The 16,537-nt window shown below is 68.0% G+C and carries 16 protein-coding genes and 3 pseudogenes; 4 read left to right on the top strand and 15 right to left on the bottom strand.

The window, feature by feature from the left end; translation table 11 throughout:
- Positions 1–69: 69 nt before the first annotated feature.
- The 7 genes from RUR49_RS19590 to RUR49_RS19560 all read right to left on the bottom strand — a co-directional run bounded on the left by RUR49_RS19590 (position 70) and on the right by RUR49_RS19560 (position 7,504).
- Positions 70–2,151, bottom strand: a complete 2,082-nt coding sequence (locus tag RUR49_RS19590) for a prohead protease/major capsid protein fusion protein (protein WP_409148083.1) — start codon at positions 2,149–2,151, stop codon at positions 70–72.
- A 10-nt stretch (positions 2,152–2,161) separates the two neighbouring features.
- Positions 2,162–3,727: a phage portal protein gene (locus RUR49_RS19585; RefSeq protein ID WP_409148082.1), complete on the bottom strand. Its 1,566-nt coding sequence runs from the start codon at positions 3,725–3,727 to the stop codon at positions 2,162–2,164.
- The gene (locus RUR49_RS19580) at positions 3,727–3,945 is read right to left on the bottom strand and encodes a phage head-tail joining protein (protein WP_409148081.1); all 219 of its coding nucleotides are present in this window, start codon (positions 3,943–3,945) and stop codon (positions 3,727–3,729) included. Before RUR49_RS19580 ends, RUR49_RS19585 begins: the two co-directional genes overlap by 1 nt.
- Positions 3,946–3,964: 19 nt before the next feature.
- Positions 3,965–4,549 carry a hypothetical protein gene (locus tag RUR49_RS19575; protein ID WP_409148080.1) on the bottom strand — a complete coding sequence of 195 codons (585 nt, stop codon included), beginning with the start codon at positions 4,547–4,549 and terminating at the stop codon, positions 3,965–3,967.
- A 22-nt stretch (positions 4,550–4,571) separates the two neighbouring features.
- On the bottom strand, positions 4,572–6,527 hold the full coding sequence (locus RUR49_RS19570) for a phage terminase large subunit family protein (protein WP_409148079.1): 1,956 nt from the start codon (positions 6,525–6,527) through the stop codon (positions 4,572–4,574).
- Positions 6,508–7,080: an elements of external origin gene (locus RUR49_RS19565; protein WP_409148135.1), complete on the bottom strand. Its 573-nt coding sequence runs from the start codon at positions 7,078–7,080 to the stop codon at positions 6,508–6,510. The genes RUR49_RS19570 and RUR49_RS19565 overlap by 20 nt, the downstream gene beginning before the upstream one ends.
- Before the next feature lie 91 nt (positions 7,081–7,171).
- Positions 7,172–7,504 (bottom strand): hypothetical protein, encoded by a 333-nt coding sequence (locus RUR49_RS19560; protein ID WP_409148078.1) that lies wholly within the window; start codon positions 7,502–7,504, stop codon positions 7,172–7,174.
- Here RUR49_RS19560 and RUR49_RS19555 point away from each other — a divergent pair.
- Positions 7,503–8,069, top strand: a complete 567-nt coding sequence (locus RUR49_RS19555) for a DUF3489 domain-containing protein (protein ID WP_409148077.1) — start codon at positions 7,503–7,505, stop codon at positions 8,067–8,069. The two genes, RUR49_RS19560 and RUR49_RS19555, sit on opposite strands and share 2 nt — an antisense overlap.
- Before the next feature lie 39 nt (positions 8,070–8,108).
- A pseudogene (locus tag RUR49_RS19550) lies at positions 8,109–8,333 on the top strand (transposase); the annotation flags it as partial.
- Here RUR49_RS19550 and RUR49_RS19545 read toward each other — a convergent pair.
- The gene (locus RUR49_RS19545) at positions 8,324–8,500 is read right to left on the bottom strand and encodes a hypothetical protein (protein WP_409148076.1); all 177 of its coding nucleotides are present in this window, start codon (positions 8,498–8,500) and stop codon (positions 8,324–8,326) included. The pseudogene RUR49_RS19550 and the gene RUR49_RS19545 sit on opposite strands and share 10 nt — an antisense overlap.
- A 9-nt stretch (positions 8,501–8,509) precedes the next feature.
- Positions 8,510–8,860: a hypothetical protein gene (locus tag RUR49_RS19540; protein WP_409148075.1), complete on the bottom strand. Its 351-nt coding sequence runs from the start codon at positions 8,858–8,860 to the stop codon at positions 8,510–8,512.
- 134 nt (positions 8,861–8,994) lie between these two features.
- On the opposite strand from RUR49_RS19540, the pseudogene RUR49_RS19535 reads away from it, so the two are divergent.
- Positions 8,995–9,303: pseudogene (locus tag RUR49_RS19535) on the top strand (DUF3489 domain-containing protein).
- 181 nt (positions 9,304–9,484) lie between these two features.
- On the top strand, positions 9,485–10,378 hold the full coding sequence (locus tag RUR49_RS19530) for a Hint domain-containing protein (protein ID WP_409148074.1): 894 nt from the start codon (positions 9,485–9,487) through the stop codon (positions 10,376–10,378).
- 161 nt (positions 10,379–10,539) lie between these two features.
- On the opposite strand, the gene RUR49_RS19525 is transcribed toward RUR49_RS19530, so the two are convergent.
- From RUR49_RS19525 to RUR49_RS19500, 6 genes and pseudogenes are all read right to left on the bottom strand, one after another.
- Positions 10,540–10,821, bottom strand: coding sequence for a hypothetical protein (locus RUR49_RS19525; RefSeq protein ID WP_409148073.1), 282 nt, complete (start codon positions 10,819–10,821; stop codon positions 10,540–10,542).
- On the bottom strand, positions 10,818–12,098 hold the full coding sequence (locus RUR49_RS19520; RefSeq protein WP_409148072.1) for a site-specific DNA-methyltransferase: 1,281 nt from the start codon (positions 12,096–12,098) through the stop codon (positions 10,818–10,820). The genes RUR49_RS19525 and RUR49_RS19520 overlap by 4 nt, the downstream gene beginning before the upstream one ends.
- A gap of 300 nt (positions 12,099–12,398) precedes the next feature.
- Positions 12,399–12,848 carry a DUF6362 family protein gene (locus RUR49_RS19515; protein WP_409148071.1) on the bottom strand — a complete coding sequence of 150 codons (450 nt, stop codon included), beginning with the start codon at positions 12,846–12,848 and terminating at the stop codon, positions 12,399–12,401.
- Positions 12,829–13,032, bottom strand: coding sequence for a hypothetical protein (locus RUR49_RS19510; protein WP_409148070.1), 204 nt, complete (start codon positions 13,030–13,032; stop codon positions 12,829–12,831). Before RUR49_RS19510 ends, RUR49_RS19515 begins: the two co-directional genes overlap by 20 nt.
- Before the next feature lie 16 nt (positions 13,033–13,048).
- Positions 13,049–13,525 (bottom strand): annotated as a pseudogene (locus tag RUR49_RS19505) (hypothetical protein); the annotation flags it as partial.
- 79 nt (positions 13,526–13,604) lie between these two features.
- Positions 13,605–16,532: a toprim domain-containing protein gene (locus RUR49_RS19500; RefSeq protein WP_409148069.1), complete on the bottom strand. Its 2,928-nt coding sequence runs from the start codon at positions 16,530–16,532 to the stop codon at positions 13,605–13,607.
- Between the last annotated feature and the right edge of the window lie 5 nt (positions 16,533–16,537).

Here is a 16,537-nt window from a genome sequence, read left to right as displayed (position 1 = left end):
GGGCCGCCCGGAGGCGGCCCGATGTCAGTTGTCGGCGGGGGAGACCGCCTATGCGTCAGGCGAGGGCGGTCAGAGCGGCGCGGCCGCGCCCGGATCCTTGTAGAGGCCGCGGAAGTCGGCGGCGGCCGCACCGAAGTCGTGCCGGCACTTGATCTCGACGCCGTCGACATCGAACCCTACGCGGGACTCGATGTAGGGCCCGTCCTGGCCGTTCAGGGTCGCGTAGACGACGGTGTCGACCTGCGCGGAAGCGAGGTACCAGGCGGTGAGGCTGCCGTTGATGCCCGGCAGGCCGATGTCGGGCTTGTTGATCCCGTTCGACAACCGTGCCTCGGAGATGACGTTGAGCGAGCGGATCGACGCCGGCGTCACGTCGGCCGCCTTGGCCGCGATGAACGTCGCGAGGATCTTCTCCGACTGCGTCTCCAGTTCCGGCGGCACCAGCAGGAAGGCAGGGGTGATGTTCAGCGTGGTCACGCCGTCGAGGTCGAGTTGCTTCTTCATCGCCGTGCGGCCAGTCGAGATGGCGTCCGCGGTGAGATAGCTGCCGGCCGCGGCGAGGTTCTTGTGCTTCGCCGTCTGGAAGACCGGGAGACCGTCCTCGAGCAGGATCGGATTGGCGAGGACAATGCCCCAGACGAGATCGCTCTCCAGCGTCGCTGCCGACTGGCCGAAGTCGGTGGGGATCGACAGGAAGGCGCCGAGGTCGTCGTTGACCATCATCTGCCGCGTCATGCCGACAATGACGCCGTAGGTCTTCAGGCCAATCGTCTCCTTGCTCTCGGAGAGGGTGCCGCGCTTGAACTCGCCGGCCTCGTTGACGAGCTTCATCTGCGGGGTGAGGCCGCGGCGGACGATGTGGGCGAGCTTGAAGTCCGACAGCGACATCCGCCGGGTGAACGGCCGGAAGGTCTGCGGCGCCACCTCGTAGGACGCCCGCAGCGTCTTGTTGGCGGTGGCGGCGAGGATGTTCGGGAAGTCGGAGGTGGAGTGAAGTGCACGCTGGGCGATCTCGTCCGGCGTCATGCCGCGGGTGCCGACACCACCCCAGCCGAGCACCTCACGGGCGAGATCGACGAGCTTCATGCCGCGGTAGTCGCGAGCGATCTCCGGCAGCGGGCCACCGCGATCGCGGACGAGCAGATACTCCACCACCCCGTTGCGGCGGGTGACGGTCTCGTCCTGACGTCCGAGCTCCACGCTGCGCTCCGGCCGCGGGGCGGTCTCGTCCGAGGCCGTCGCCAGCTTGTCGAGCACGGCATTCCGGAACTCCTGCACGGAGTGGCCGGTCTCGATGGCAGCGTCGACGAAGGCATCAGCCATCCCGTACTTCCGGCCGACGAGACGGATCTCCGCCGAGCGAGCCCGTTCCGCCTGCGCGGCCGCCGCCCGCTCGGACGCCACGTCTACGGCTGGTGCCGGCGGGGAGGGAGGAACGACAGCCGCAGCGCGGGTCTCGGTCGGCTCGGTGCTCGGCGCGGCAGACGTGACCGCGGTCTGTTCGGCCATGTCGGCCTCCTGCTCTGCGCCGGTTTCCGCCTGGCGCGTGATGATGACGGGGAACTCGGGCTCGGCCGCCCGCTCGGCGAACTGACCGGAGTTGCGGCGAACCTGCGCGTTGATGTCGGCGGGGATCGTCACGAAGCTCAGCTCGTGGGGCGTCCAGCGCTCCACGAACCACTGCTCGACTTCGTCCTTCTTCTCACCCGCCTCGACGCGGACCTTCTCGATCGAGTAGCCAACCGAGATGTTGCGCCGCTGGCCGTCGGCGACGAGCGCGAAGAAGCGGTCGATGTCGGCGTCGATGCCGGCCGCCGGGAAGCGCAGGATGGCGACGCCCTTGCCGTCCTCGATCCAGGCCCGCTCGACGACGGCCAGCTGGCTGCCGGTCCGCCAGGCGGAATGGCTGTCGAGTACCGGTGCGCCACGTTCCAGCCGGGACAGGTCGATTGCCGAGCGGGAGACGACGAGGATCTCGTCATAGTCGGTGTAGGTGTCCCAGCCGGTGGTCCGCCGCCGGCGCACTTTTGCCCCTGTCGTCCACACCACCTCGACAGTGCGTGCTTCGGCGTCGACAGTGGTTACCGGCGCGGCACGGCTCTGCAAGGGCAGCGCCTCGCGGCGCTCCGCGATCGTCGTCTGTACGGTCATGATCTGGTCCTCAGGCGGCCGGCGCTGTTCGTGGCGCCGGCTTATCGCCCGCCGTGATGCTTGGCTGCTCCGTGCCGGCGCGCGCCACCTGGCTCGGGTCGCTGTCGAAGACGAGGCCGGCGTCGTCGACCTTCTGCTTCCAGGCGGCGTGCTCGGCCAGCACGTCGTCCGGATTGCGGCCGGTCTTGGCGATGAGCTCCGGCATCGTCACCTTGCCGCTGCGGACGTTCACCATGTCGGCGTTGGCGTCGTCGAGCGGGTTCACGGACTCGAAGGCTGGTGGCTGCCACTCGCAGGGGATCGGCGCGGCTGGGAGCTTGCCGACAAGCTGCGCCGCCTCGATGAACCAGTCCCACATCGGCTGACAGGCCATCTTGATGACGCACTGCCACTGGCGCTGCGTAACGAGCCGCCGGAACTCTACAAGCCCGACGCGCGATGAGCTGAAGTTCACCTCAGACAGGTCGCCCGAGAGCAGCGCATAGGGCAGCTCGTAGCCGGCGGCGATCGAGTGCAGCCCCGCCTTGATGTAAGCGGGGAAGCCGCTCGAACCGCTCGGACTGCTGAACTTGACGTCGGTGCCGCCCTTCACGCGGGCGATCAGCCCGGGCTCGAACTTCTCGATGGCGAGACCGCCCTGTGTCACGACCTCCGGCGCGATCGACTGGCCGTCCTCGACATCCTCCGGCGTCTGGCCGAGCACGAAGGCGACGACGCAGGCCTCGACCTTTTTGCGCATGATCTCGGCGTCTTCGTAGTCGTCGAGGTCGCGCAGGCGCTGCAGCACCGCGTGGCCCCACGGGACGCCGCGCGTCTGCGTGCGCTCCTTCAGATGGAGGTGTGCGACCTCGCTCGCCGGCACGGGGCGGCTCGCCAGGCCACCGCGCAGCGAGGCGACGCTATCGCCCGGGTGATCCCGGAACATCCAGTATGCTGAGCGTCGGCCGATGGCGTCGAACTCGACGCCCTGGACGATCCGGGCGCCGGTCTCGAACGCGGTGGTCTTGTCGTGATCGAGGTGGTCGCCCTCCATCACCTGAAACTGCACCGGCACCGGCAAACCGTCATCGCCGCGGCGCCAGCGCCGGCGGAGCAGCGTCTCGCCGCCATCGATCATGCCGCGGACAGCGAGAGCCTGCAGGCCGAAGAAGTCGAGCTGGCCGCCGGCATCGCAGGTCTCGACGAACGCGGCGAAGAGCGCGTCGACCTTGCTGTCGAGGCTTGCCTTGCCGGTCTTCGCACGGGGCACGATGCCGTCGCCGACGAGGTTCGTCGTCCACACCGTCACGGCGCGCTTGGCATGAGGATTGTTGCGGGACAGGTCCCGGCACCGTGCCCGAAGCCGCGCCAGCGACAGCCCGATCTCGGCGTCGGCAGATGTTGACGGCGTTGGCCAGCCGTCGAAGCGGCGCCCGCCGGCCGCCCCGTCGTAGGCCCGCAGCATCGTCGCGGTGCGGATCCGCGCTGCGACGCGTGCCGCCTCGCGCGAGGGCGAGACGGCACCGATCACGCGGTCGAGCCAGGTGCATGCCAGCGCGCGGTTCGGCACCGGCAGCTGACTGGCGGTCGGGGACATCAGTACCCGCGGCTGTGCGAGGCGAAGGACGACTTCACCGACGTCCGAAGACCTGCCTGGCGCTCGAGGTCAGCGAGCACGTCGCGCATCTCGGCGAGAGAGCGGTACTCCACTTCCTGCTCCTCGCCGTTCACCCGCGAGCGCACCTTCCGGACGCCAAGCGAGATTGCATTGCGCAGGTCGGCAATCTGCCGTGTCAGGTCGTCGTGGGCGGTCATCGTGGCATCCTCGGTTGGGTCAGCCGCCGCGGGCGAGCTCGCGCGCGATCTCGTGGGCGGCGCGGTCCGCAATGCCACGCGCGGAATAGCGGAACGCCTGCGCGGTCTCCCCCTCGACCATCTCCTTCGGCACCGAGGGGCCGAACGTCATCTCGATCGGCAGCCGGTTGCCGGACACCCGGTGGAAAACGTGGCCGCCGAGGCGCGGCGCGATGACCCCGGGGCGCGGACCCATGAAGGACGTCACGAACATCTGCCGGCGGCCCCAGACGAAGGCCGACGTGCCGACGTCATCCTGCCGGGGCGAGAACAGCTTGAGCGACAAGGCGCGGCCGCGCCCGGTGATGACGTACTCGAGCGGTTCGTCTCCCAGGCCCGCCGCCCGCCGCGCCCGCATCGACCGTGCGATGATCGCGGCCGGGATGCTGGTCTGCGATCGCAAGGCCCGCTTCACCGCGGTGAAGGCCTTCGCCCCCGAATGATTGAGTGTGCGCGCGAGGACCAGCCGAGCCCGCCTCTCGCCCATCGCCGCCAAGGTGGCCCCGAAACGCCGAGCGATCGGATCCGCCTCCTCGACGACGAGGACGAGTGATGATGCGGCCAATGCCGGTGCTCCCTGTGCTGGATCAGAGCCAGGCGTCGCGCTGTCCGAGCCACTCGGAAGGAGCGACGGGTGTGGTGGCCGAGTGCTTCGGTCGCGCGACAGACCGCGCCTCCTCCTCCGCCGCAGTTCTAAGGCCCGCCTCGAGCCGCTCGAACTTCTCGTCGGTGAAGCGGTCGATGCCGAGCAGCCAGGCAGCGGCGCGGGCATAGACCCGGCAGTCGAGCGCCTCGTTGCGCTCGCGCATTTGCCGCCATTCGAGCTTCGAGAAGCCGCGCCTGTCGCGCACCGTCACTAGCTGCTCGCCGACGAGCTGCTTCACCCACTCGGCGGTGACCGTCTTCGGCAGATGCACGTAGCCGTCGGGGACGTGGACGCCGGTGGCGAGCTCCTCGTCCGTCGGCCGGTCAAGGCGCAGGAACCGATAGGTCTCCGACTTGAAGACGGCGACCGAGACCTTCCAGAGTTTTGCCCCCCGTCGAATGTTGCGACCACGCTCGCTCACGTCGACATAGGTCGGGCCATCTACCGGCGTCGACCGGTCGAACCCGTCAACGCCCTTGATTGCGATCACTTGGCCGGCGCCGGACCGGCGGGCCCACGCATAGACAGCGGCGGTGCTGCGCCCGTCGCCGGAATCGATGGCGAGCCGCGCGATGCCGAGGCGGGCACCGCTCTGGTGACGCCACGTCCGACCGAGGAGAGCGGTCAGCGCCTTCCAGACCTCGGGGCGGGACGTGTCGCCCTCGAGCACGATGTGCTCGACGAGGACGCTGCGGAGCTTCCGGCCCCACGCCCACACGTCGACCTCGATGCGGTCATGCTGCACGTCGGCGCCGGCGGTGAGGATCAGCCCGAAGGCCGGAACCAGCGGCCCGAACTCCTCACGCCGTTCGTAGAGCCGCTGCCAGTCCGGCGCCTCTCCGCGCTCCTGCCAGGTCTCGCCGAGCAGGGTGTTCTTCGCCGCCTTCAGCGCCGCGTCGTCGCCCTGTGCCGCCTCCCATTCCCGCGCGATGTCGGTCCAGCTCAGCCAGCCGACCGGGGAGTAGAGCCCAGAGATGTGGAAGCCGACGCACTGCGGATCCGCTGCCACGGCGGTGGCACGCCACTCGCCGGCCGACAGCATCGCCGTCTTGTGGTGCTCGGCAATGGGTTGATCACAGCCTTCGCAGCAATAGGCGGCCGTCGAGGGCTGACAGGCCTCCCAGCGCAGGCGCTCGAACCGAAGCCACTGCAGGTGGCGGCAGTGCGGGCAGGGCACGAAGAACCGGCGCTGGTCGCTCGCCTCGAACTCGCGCTCGATCTGCGACAGACCCTTGATCGTCGGCGTCGAGGCCAGGAACACCTTGGCGCGGTGGCCGAAGGTGCGCGTTCGGGCGATCGCCAGCGCGATCGGGTTACCCTCGCCGTCGACATCGCCGACGTAGGCGTCGACCTCGTCGAGGAAGACGTAGCGGGCCGGCATCGAGCGTAGACCGACGGCCGAGTTCGCGCCCGTCAGCACCAGCTGGCCCCCGGCGAACTTCTTGGCGAGTACCGTGTTGCCGCTGTCGCGCGACCGCGACGGCAAGATCAGGGATCGAAGCTCCGGGCTCTCCTCGATCAGCGGCTCGATACGCTGCTGGCTGAGGCGCTTGGCGAGTTCGGCCGTCGGCTGGACGGCAAGGAACGGTCCCGGCGCCTGGTGGATGCAGTAGCCGATCCAGTTGTTCCCGGCCTCGGTCGCCCCGACCTGCGCCGCCTTCATGAAGACGACGCGCCGCACCGGGCTTCCGGGCGATAGCGCATCCATGACGCCGCGCATGTAGGGCGTCCGGTCGGTGCGATAGCGGCCAGCTTCCGACGAGGCGCGGGACGACAGAAACCGATAGCGATCCGCCCACGCCGAAACCGTCAGCGCCGGATCAGGCGCAAGTCCCTGCCGCCAGGCGCGAGCGATCTCCGCGAGACCGTCGCGGCCGTCATCGAAGGTCGACGCCAATCTCGGAGAGCTCTTCGAGATGGCGTCGGACATGGGACTCGAGAACCTGCTCGCACCGGTGCGGATCGATCTGCAGTTCGGCGGCGATCAGGGCGGCGGCGCGGGCCGGCCACTGCACCCAGCCATCGCGCTCGCGCCGGGCAAGCGCGAAGACGGTGGCGATCGCCTGCGACCGATCGACGAGTTCCCCTTTCATGCGCTGCAGGCGGAGCCGCGCCAGGTGCGCCTTGGCGATCTCGTGGGCGGTTCGCGCCTGGACGAAGGTGACACTGCCACTGGCGGGCAGTCCCTGTTCCTTCAGCGTCTCGCGGACGGAGCCGACAGCCGCCTCCGCCACCGGCTTCATCGTTTCCGGCGGAGACTTCGTGGACTTCGGCGCGGGTTTGGCGGTCCCCTTGGCCTTGCTCGGATCCGTTGACCGGTCCCACGCCGCGTCCGCCTTCGCCGGGTCGATACTGCCGTCGGGCTCGAGCGGAATCCGGCCGGCCTTGGAGGCCTTCAAGATGGCGACGTGGGAGACGCCACGGCTGCGCGCATAGGCGCGGATCGACACGCCCAAGCATCTACTCCGAAGCCGAAAAATCTAAGGCGATGATGCACTTATCCGCTTGGCTTGCGCGCGAAGCAGAGCATGTATGTCGCCATCAGGAATGGAGACGACGATGCACTGCCCCTAGAACAACGCCAAGCCGCTGGACGCCTTCATTCAGCGAAAGGCCAAGATCGACGCCGCGCTGGCGCGGATCAAGGCGCTCAGCGACGAGCATTTCAACGTTCATCCTGACACGGTCACTTGGGGAGACGTCGGAACGCTCGAAGACTACGCCGCACTCCTGAAGCGCATCACCGACAGCGCCTTCCACGAGGGCGAGTTCGCCGAGTGAGACCCCCGACTCCGGCGCCAGCCCGCCGCGAGGCGGGCTCGGGGTCGTAGGAGGGTCGCGATCGGCGCGGCCCCGATCCTGGAGCCGATTCATGACTAAGCTCTCCGATACCCAGCTCGTGATCCTGACCGCAGCCGCCCAGCGTTCCGGCCATCTGGCACTTCCTCTGCCGAGCAATCTGCGCGGTGGTGCCGCCACCAAGGTGGTCGGCGCGATGATCGCCAAGGGCCTCCTCGCCGAGGTATATGCCGACAAGGGCGACCCGCTCTGGCACGAGAACGGCGACGGGCGTGGCATGACGCTGGTTGCGACCGACGCGGGGCTCGCTGCTATCGGCATCGAGCCCGCAGCGGGTGACAGCGCGCCCACGGGCGCCGACGAGGCGCCGAACGCGGACACCGCGGCCAACACCGGGGCAGGGGGTGATCCCGCACCCAAAGCGCGCACTGCGCGCGCCGGCACGAAGCAGGCGATGCTGATCGAGATGCTCCGCGCCGAGACCGGGGCGACCATCGACGAGATCGTCGCCGCCACCGGCTGGCAGCCGCACACGGTGCGCGGCGCCATCGCCGGCGCGCTGAAGAAGAAGCTCGGGCTCGACGTCACCTCAGAGAAGGTCGAGGGGCGGGGGCGGATCTACAGGCTTCCACAACTCTAGGATTCGTACTCAATTAGATCTAGCGGTTCGCGTCGTTGGCTGGTTCAAAATTCATGGGAGGAACCTTGCGATGGCGAAGCAAGTGCTTGGCTCGACGATGAGGAGTGGGCTCGGATCGAGCCGCTGTTGCCGCGCCGGCGCAGGTGCGCGCATCGGGTGGACGACCGGCTTGTGTTCTCCGGGATCGTCCACGTACTGAAGAGCGGCGCCCGCTGGGGAGACTGCCCGCCCGAGTTCGGGCCCTACACGATTGTCTACAACCGCGTCAGGAGCGCGATCGTTCGCCGCCGTTCCAGATCGCAGATGAGAGTTTCGTAACGCTGGTCACGCCCCCACGCCCAGTCGTCGAACCCGATAACCGCCGGTGGGACGAAGCGCGGGCTGCCGGTCAGCAACGACACCTGCCGCGGGTCGTTGCTGACCGGCAGCATCAGTCGCCGCTACTTGACGACGACGGTGAACTTGTCGCCAAAGATCGTGAAGCTCTCGCTGCCGGCCTTGCTGCCGGTATAGAGCACGCCGCGCGCTGCGACGGTGCCGTTGCAGCTTTTGCTCAAGGTTGTACCGACGCCGCCGTCGGAGAACTTCCCGTGGGCTGCTTTCGGCATGCCGCCCGCGATTGCTGCCCACGTCGGCGCGGCGCCCCGACAGTCCGGGGCCCGCACACCCTTCAGAACGACCGTCTGGCCAACCTTTACGATCGGGCGCTTGTTGTAGGGGAATTCCTTAGCCTCGGACGCCACCACCGAGACCGCAAGCGCAAGCACTGCAGATGCAAATAGCAAACGCATTTTACCCTCCCTTTCGTTACCCACCCTCCACCCCCGGCAGGATCTCGCAGTTCAGGTAACGTCCTAGCATTCGATCGGATAAGTCTGAGCGGGTCGAGTCAACTTTTTTGTTAACGTATTGCGAAGTCGTGAGAATGGTTGTCGGATTTCGTCGCTGGGCCCACGGGCGCCGACGAGGCGCCGAGCGCGGACACCCTGGCCAACACCGGGCAGGGGACGGTCCCGCGCCCAAGGAGCTCACCGGCACGAAGCAGGCGATGCTGATCGAGATGCTCCGCGCGGAGACGGGGGCGACCATCGACGAGATAGTCGCCGCCACCGGCTAGCAGCCGTACACGGTGCGCGGCGCCATCGCCGGCGCGCTGAAGAAGAAGCTCGGGCTCGACATCACCTCTGTTAAGCTCGACGGGCGCGGGCGGGTCTATCACCTACCGCGGACCTGACACGGCGCTCACCATCAGTTTGATGCCGCCGTCCTGCAGATGGCGGTATCTTTTTTGCCCAGGTGGACGCTGAGCAGTCCGGCGGCAGTGACGTGAGCACTGCGGCCGCGTCGCAGCGCCGACCTTGACGGAGAATTTTCGCTCTGACACCCTTTGCGCGGACTTGCCTTTGGGGCCGCAGATGGCTGAGTTTTCTTCGGAGTATCGTGCTATATATGTGGGCGGCGAAATTGCCGACGCAGATTTTTACAATTTTAATTTGTCGAACGGTGACGACGAAAGCGATACGTTCATCCGCGGGGAGACTATCTACCTTACTGGTGACGGTTCAGGAATAGCACGATTCTTTGGTTCGACGACGATCGACGGAAAGATTTACGTAGTTTTGGACCCGGGTGGTTCCACGAAGTATTTGTTTGGTTCGAGCGCGGCGGATTTTCCAACTCTGTTCGACTCGCTGAACATCAATACGGATCCCTTCACCGTTTGCTTTCTCGCCGGTACGATGGTCGCAACGCCCGTTGGCGAGAAGCTCGTCGACAACCTCGTCATCGGCGACATCGTGCTCACCGCCGACGGCCGCCCCGCGCCGGTCAAATGGGTGGGCGTCCAGACGGTGGTGACCCTCTTCGCCGATCCCTTGCGCTCGTTCCCGATCCGCGTTTCGGCCGGTGCTCTCGGCGAGGGGCTGCCGGTGCGCGATCTCCTGGTCTCGCCGGACCACGCGCTGATGTTGGACGGTTTGCTTGTCCAAGCCGGCGCCCTCGTCAACGGCTCTACCATCGTCCGCGAAGCTGCAATGCCGGAGCGCTTCACTTACTTCCACATCGAGCTCGAGGACCATGCGCTGATCCTCGCCGAAGGCGTGCCGGCCGAAACCTTCGTCGACAACGTCACCCGCCGGCGGTTCGACAACTACGCGGAGTATGAGGCGCTCTACGGCGGTACAGACCCGCTCCTCGCCGAGCTTAACCTGCCCCGAGTGAAGTCCGCACGGCAGTTGCCCCAGGCAATCCGCCGGCGGCTCGCCGACAGGGCTGCCGGGATCACAGCCGTAGCGAGTACCGCGGCATAGCCATTCGCTGCAGCGCACTGGGGCAACGGCAATGTCGATCCCGGCGCCGGCCCCACGACATCGTTCTGCGCCAAGGGGGGAGGTAGCTGAGCGTCGCCGCGGGACCGGCGCGTCGACATAGTCCACTCTGGCAGCGCCGTCCATCGAGGCTCGGGTGACATTCAGTGGACGCTAGTTCTATGTCGACCGCGCGTCCTCCGGTCATCCATCTGCGCGCGGCCGTGCTTCCGATGGATACGGATCCGCTCGAACAGCCGCCGCAGCGAGAACGACCGCGCGATGCTCCCGAGGGTGAACACGGCGCCCATGGTGAGGTTCTGAACGAGCGTCGTATGCAGACCGAACAGCGGGAAGATCAGGATCTGCGTCAGGACGGCGACGCTGTAGCCGACGACGACGTTGGCGATCGCCTCGACCAGCGACATGACGCGCGACTGCATCATGCCGCCGCCGTATCCTCCGAGCCTTCACCGAGCCGTGCGGCCTTCACCGCCGCGAAGTTGCCGCCGTTCCCGTCGAGGATCGCCTCCTTCCCGGTCTCGATCTGCCAACGTTCTACGGCGACATCGACATAGGCGGGGCTGATCTCCATCGCGAACACGCGCCGTCCGTTGGCCTCGCCCGCCATGATCTGCGAGCCGGAGCCCGAGAACGGCTCATAGCAGAGCCCGCCGCGCGCAACATGCTGGCGCATCGGGATCCCGAAGGCGTCGAGCGGCTTCGGCGTCGGATGGTCCGGCCGCTCGTCCTTCGTGAAGCTCGGCATCTCCCACGTCGAGGGGAGCGTTTGGTCGGCGACCTTCGGGGGACGGTTCGGACGGCGCCAGCCCATGAAGCACGGCTCGTGCTTCCACAGGTAGTGCGAGCGGGTGAGGACGCCGCGGTCCTTTACCCAGACGATCTGCTGATGGACGAACGCGCCAGCTCGCTCCCAGCACGCCTCAACCATCGCCTGGCGGCGGGAGGCGTGCCAGCAGTACCAGGCGGCATCCTCGGTGATCGCCTCCGCCACGGCGGCGGCGATGAAGCCGTCATAGAGCTCGGCACCCTGGCTGCTGTCGTCCCACTCGTTGCCGTCATAGTCGACGAGGTAGGGCGGGTCGGTGGCGAACAGGGCTGCACGCTCGCCGTTCATCAGCCGGCAGACATCCTCGCGCTTCGCCGCGTCGCCGCAGAGCAGTCGATGCTCGCCGAGGATCCACAGATCGCCGGGACGCGAGACCGGGTTGATCGGCGGCTCCGGAATCTCTTCGGCTGAGGCACCACCACCGTCGCCGCCTTCCTCGCCGTCGGCCTCTGCTGCGAGCAGCTTGTCGATCTCGCCGTCGCCGAAGCCCAGCAGCGACAGGTCGAAGTCGTCAGCCAGCAGCGCCTGCAGCTCGGCCGACAGCTTCGCCTCGTCCCAGCCGGCATTGAGGGCGAGCTGGTTGTCGGCGATCACGTAGGCGCGGCGCTGCGCCGGCGTCAGATGATCGAGGATGACGACCGGCACGGTGTCCAGCGAGATCCGGCGCGCCGCCTCCAGCCTGCCGTGGCCGGCGATCACGTCGCCGTCGGCGGAGACGAGCACCGGGTTAGTCCAGCCGAACTCGACGATGCTGGCGGCGATCTGTGCGATCTGGTCGTCGTCGTGGGTGCGTGGATTGCGCCCGTAGGGCCGCAGCCGGTCGACCGGCCAGTGCTCGATCGCGTCGGGCAGGCGGGGCGACGTGGCGGGCATGGATCGTCCGGTAACCGACGCGCGCGGTTACCACCGGCGAGATCGCCGGAGGTCCACGAGAGCGTCAAGGATTGCGGGGAGGTTAGCGCGCCGGCCGGTAACCGGCGGCGGTAACTGGTAACTCAAAATAACATGGTGTCGGTGGCGAGGTTCCGGGCGGCGCCCCCCCGCACTGGGTGCACCCCGGCGGAGGAACCAGAGGGGGAGGGGGGTCCCCCGCCCGCGCCTCTCGCCAGCCTGCCCAAGGGATAGACCAAATCAGGCGCATCGGTCTCGACCTGCAGTGTCTCACCGAAAAATTCACGCCCAGCGCGATTGCGCTTGACGCACGGCGTGCTCGACCACGAACCGCTGCGAGCGCTTCGCTGGCGGGCGGCGACCGCTCAGCCGCCAGACGATCACGCTGAGGGCGTACTCCCAGCGGCGGTGTGCCGTGGCGCGGGAGATGCCGAAGCGCCAGCAGATCGGCTTCCACGGCGTGCGCTCGGCGCGGGCCCAGACGAGCTTCGCGTCGTCCGGCTCCAGCCACTGCAGCCAGGGCAGCGTCGCCTCCATCCGCGAGATCGCGTCAGGAGCTGGCGGGCCTCGGCGCAGGCGCGGAGCCTCCTGCCCGACGAGGTCGGAGAACTCGTAGGCGATGCGAGGCCAGGTGCTGAAGTAGCCCTGTACCTTCACCTCGGGGAGCCGCTTCAACACGTCGGCGGCCTCAGCAAGCCGTTCCTCCACCTGATCACGGGTCCAGGCGTCCATGACGGGCCTCCTTGCGCATGCCGTAGAGCTTGTCCCCGAGTTGCCGGACCAGTTCGCGCTCGGGCCATGTGAGGCGCGGGTCGGCCTCGCTGACGACGAGGACATTCTGCTCGAGCCAGCCTTCCTGCTTGACCTGTTCGGGATTGCGGCGGTGACCGCCGAAGCCGCGGGGGGCCCACCTCATCGGATGCCTCCCCTCCCTTGGTCTCGATCGCCCACAGGAGCAGGGCAACGGCGTCAGCCTCGTTGTCGTCGGCGGGGCTGAAGCCGCGCGCCCTCGCCGCGGCGATCATCGCGTCCTTGGGCGCGTTGCCCTTGCCGGTGGCGTGGCGCTTAATGGTGCCGACCGGCACGCCCTCGTAGGGGATGTCACGCTGCTCGGCCCATGCCGTCAGCGTCGCCATCAGGCCACCGTAGATGTGGCTGGCGTCGGTGCCGGCGTGACGGCGGACCTCCTCGAACCAGATGGCAGCGAGGGGCCCGGACAGGCGATCGAGCTCGGTCAGCCAGTTGGCAAAGCGCAAGTAGCGCATGCCGCCGCCGTCGAAGCGCCCGGGACGGAATGACGCCGTGCCGCTGGTGATCAGGCCGTCCGATCCGCGCAGCGCCCAGCCGGTGGTGGTGCCGAGATCGAGGGCGAGGACAACGGACGCACCATGAAACGGAGCGACGTCCAGTGTCGGGGTGAGAGATATGTGGGCCAAGATCGGCTCCTTTCCGTTTTCAGCGGGATGGGGTGATGGGGCTGGTGGCCGCTCATGGGTCGAGCTCCCGCAGCCAGTCGGGGCGCGGTGAGCGTTGTGAGCCTGCCGTTCGAGGCTCACACGGAGGCTCACACTCGTAAGCGGTTGAGACTGTTTGGCTTTGTGAGCCTTGTGAGGGTTGTGAGCCTTTTCCGGCATCTTCTTTCACACGCGCGTGCGTGCGCATGTGCGTAGGGGTTGGAAAACGCTCACAACCCTCACAAGGCTCACATTCGTCATTGTTTTCAGTGTGTTGCGCGTGTGAGCGTTTGGCGCCGAGGCTCACACAACCGTCCCGAGGCTCACACACTCGGGAGTTGTCGCGGCCCTGCGAGCTCGGTTGCTTCTGCTTGAGGACCTCCAATTGCCACCGCACCGCACGCCGCAAGGTGCCGGCCTTGCCGATCCGCAGATTGAGATCCCCCACCCGGAACACCCGGTCGCGCAGTCTCTTGATCGCCAACCCGAAGGTGGTTTTGCGGGCCTGATCGTTGTTGCCGCTGATGGGTGGAGCCGGATCGCAGAACACGGCGACGTCGAAGAGGTCTGCGGTGCCGACCTCGGCCGTCCCGAAGCGGTCCCACCAGGCGGTGATGAAGGCGCTCCAGCCGGCGCCCTCGCTGTCGGACGCCTCCATCATCTCGTCGAGGTTGCCCAGGAAGCCGGGGATGCCGGTGACCTCGAGCACGCCGCCGATGGCGTGCGCCCAGTTCTCGAAGGAGCCGATTGTGCGGGTGCCGCGCGGTCGTCCGGCAGCGATCCACGCCTGGCAGAGAGTGAGGCACGCAGCGACGAGGCGAGGGCGGTTGGCGCGCACCCAGGTCATCAGGTCGGGGTGTCGGAAGCCGGTGCGCTGCCAGGGACGCTCTTCGTGGGGATCGAGCCGGATCCGCACGAGGCGGCGTGCCATCTCGTTGGAGAACTCGGGATTGTTGCCGGTGGCGATCCAGAGACATCGGATCGGCAGGCGGACCATCTCCGAGACGCCGAGGATGCGGTCTTCCCAGAAGGGCGCGGTGAGTGCGGCCGCTACGGCGGAGCTGTCGAGCTTGGCGCGCAGGTTGTCGATCAACACGATCGCGGGGATTTGGCGGAGCTTGGCGGTGACGCGCTTGCGCCACTCGTCGTCGTCGCGGCCTTCCGTCATGACGCTCGCGCCGGATCCGGTGAGGATGGTGGCGACGGCGTCGACCATCAACGTCGCACCGGAGCCCGGCGTCGGCTTCTCGATCAGATGCAGCGGCGTCGGCCCGTCGATCATGCCTCGCAGGAAGCCGAGCAGCAGGAGCGACACGACGTGGGCACGCTCGGCGTCGCCGGTGAAGGGGAAGTCGCCGAGGAGGTCCTCGCACAGCAGGGTGCGGGCGGCGGCGATTTCCGCCGTAGACGGCCGCATGGAGATGGTCGGGACGGTGAACCCCGGCGCTGGCACATAGAGCAGCCGCGCATCGGGATGGTACCCGGGCACGGTGATGAGCGTGCCGCCACGGCCGAACACCGGTGTGCTGACGATACCGGTCAGCACCGGCAGCGCGGGATCGGGTGTGGCGAGCACCGACTTGACGACGGCGACAGGCGGTGGCGCCGGCATCAGCTCGCCCTTCGCGTTGAGGCGCACCCAGCGGGCGAGCCGCGCGAGCATGTGGCGGAGCCTGTCCTCGTTCAGCGCGGTGGCGACCGGGCGACCCTCGTCGTCGGGCACGACCCAGGTCGGTTGCCCGGCGAAGCGGAACACCCACGGTGTCCGGTTGGAGGCGATCAGCAGGCTCCAGACCCGCTCGACCGAGCGTGCGAGATCACCCTCGTCGGCGCGCAACGTCGGCGGGCTGTCGCCGGAACCCTGGTAGTTGAGCGGTCGGTGCAGGCCGATCTGCAGCACTGCCTCGGACTCGACGACGCGCTCGGCCGCCGCGATCACGCGCGCGACGGCCTCGGGCCCTGCGCGAAGCAGAAGGTCGTTGAAGTCTTCGCCCTCCTCGGGCGGCAAGGCGATGGCGACGTCGCGGGCCTGTGCGCGCAGACGCCGTGCGGCCGCGTCCGCCGCGCGCATGCCTGCGCCGGAGACATCATGATCGGCGAGGATCACGATACGCCGGACGGTGGGCGGCAGATCAATCTGCTCGAGGCCAGAGGTTGAGAGCGTCGCCCAGACCGGTAGATCGGGACAGGCCGTCAGCGCCGCGAGCCCGGTCTCGATGCCTTCCGACAGCGCGAGCCGGTCACTGTCCCCGAGGGGCGCGAGCCGCACGGCGCCGCCGGCAACACGGCCGAGCATCTTCTTTGCCTTGTCGACCGGTGCCTGGCGGGTGCTGCCGTCCGGACCGGTGTCGAGCCAGGTGCGGTGCAGCCCGATGACCGCTGCGTCTCGATCGCGAACCTGACCGAGCATCGCCGGGTAGCCGGCCTTCGCTTCCCAGTGCGTCAGGTCGGGGTGGAACAGGAGATCGGCGTCCGTTGGCACGACAAGACCGCGATCGGCGAGGTAGTCCGCGGCGGTGGAGCCTGCGAGTGGCTTGGTGCCCGAGAGGATGTGGGCGATCTCGAGAGCCGGATCGCGCTTCGGCGGAGGGGGCGACTGCGGTGCTCGCCGTTCCGGAGCGCCCGGCGCGACGCCGGCGATCTCGGCCGCCTCGATGATCAGCGCGCGGCCGTCGAGGCCCGTCGCCTCCTCGATGGTGCTGATCGGCCCGCCGCCCTGATTGCCATCGAAGTCGATCCAGTCGCCGGCATGCGGCCCGCGCAGCGCGATCACGCACGAGCCCATGTTGCGCGGTGCATCGCCCCGAATGTTCGCGAGGCGCCACTCGTCGCCCGACCGCCGGCCGTTCGGGAACAGCCGCGGCACCCAGGTCTCCGCGGTCTCGCGCAGTCGCTGGACGATCAGGTCCAGGTCGTAGCGCGTGGCATCGCCGATCGGCTTGACGTCGTTGAGGTCGATCACTGTGG

Origin of the sequence: Pseudoxanthobacter sp. M-2 (assembly GCF_046156265.1) — a bacterium.
Taxonomy (GTDB): Bacteria; Pseudomonadota; Alphaproteobacteria; order Rhizobiales; family Segnochrobactraceae; genus CAMDHY01.
The sequence above is the reverse complement of the archived record's forward strand: the minus strand, read 5'-3'. Positions and strand labels throughout refer to the sequence as shown.

What these genes read in the sequence shown, in the direction of transcription:
- RUR49_RS19555 (WP_409148077.1), top strand. Translation starts at nt 7,503, where the DNA reads ATGACTAAGCTCTCCGATACCCAGCTCGTGATCCTGACCGCAGCCGCC.
- RUR49_RS19520 (WP_409148072.1), bottom strand. Translation starts at nt 12,098, where the DNA reads ATGCCCGCCACGTCGCCCCGCCTGCCCGACGCGATCGAGCACTGGCCG.
- RUR49_RS19530 (WP_409148074.1), top strand. Translation starts at nt 9,485, where the DNA reads ATGGCTGAGTTTTCTTCGGAGTATCGTGCTATATATGTGGGCGGCGAA.
- RUR49_RS19580 (WP_409148081.1), bottom strand. Translation starts at nt 3,945, where the DNA reads ATGACCGCCCACGACGACCTGACACGGCAGATTGCCGACCTGCGCAAT.
- RUR49_RS19545 (WP_409148076.1), bottom strand. Translation starts at nt 8,500, where the DNA reads ATGCTGCCGGTCAGCAACGACCCGCGGCAGGTGTCGTTGCTGACCGGC.
- RUR49_RS19525 (WP_409148073.1), bottom strand. Translation starts at nt 10,821, where the DNA reads ATGATGCAGTCGCGCGTCATGTCGCTGGTCGAGGCGATCGCCAACGTC.
- RUR49_RS19540 (WP_409148075.1), bottom strand. Translation starts at nt 8,860, where the DNA reads ATGCGTTTGCTATTTGCATCTGCAGTGCTTGCGCTTGCGGTCTCGGTG.
- RUR49_RS19585 (WP_409148082.1), bottom strand. Translation starts at nt 3,727, where the DNA reads ATGTCCCCGACCGCCAGTCAGCTGCCGGTGCCGAACCGCGCGCTGGCA.
- RUR49_RS19515 (WP_409148071.1), bottom strand. Translation starts at nt 12,848, where the DNA reads ATGGACGCCTGGACCCGTGATCAGGTGGAGGAACGGCTTGCTGAGGCC.
- RUR49_RS19510 (WP_409148070.1), bottom strand. Translation starts at nt 13,032, where the DNA reads ATGAGGTGGGCCCCCCGCGGCTTCGGCGGTCACCGCCGCAATCCCGAA.
- RUR49_RS19590 (WP_409148083.1), bottom strand. Translation starts at nt 2,151, where the DNA reads ATGACCGTACAGACGACGATCGCGGAGCGCCGCGAGGCGCTGCCCTTG.
- RUR49_RS19560 (WP_409148078.1), bottom strand. Translation starts at nt 7,504, where the DNA reads ATGAATCGGCTCCAGGATCGGGGCCGCGCCGATCGCGACCCTCCTACG.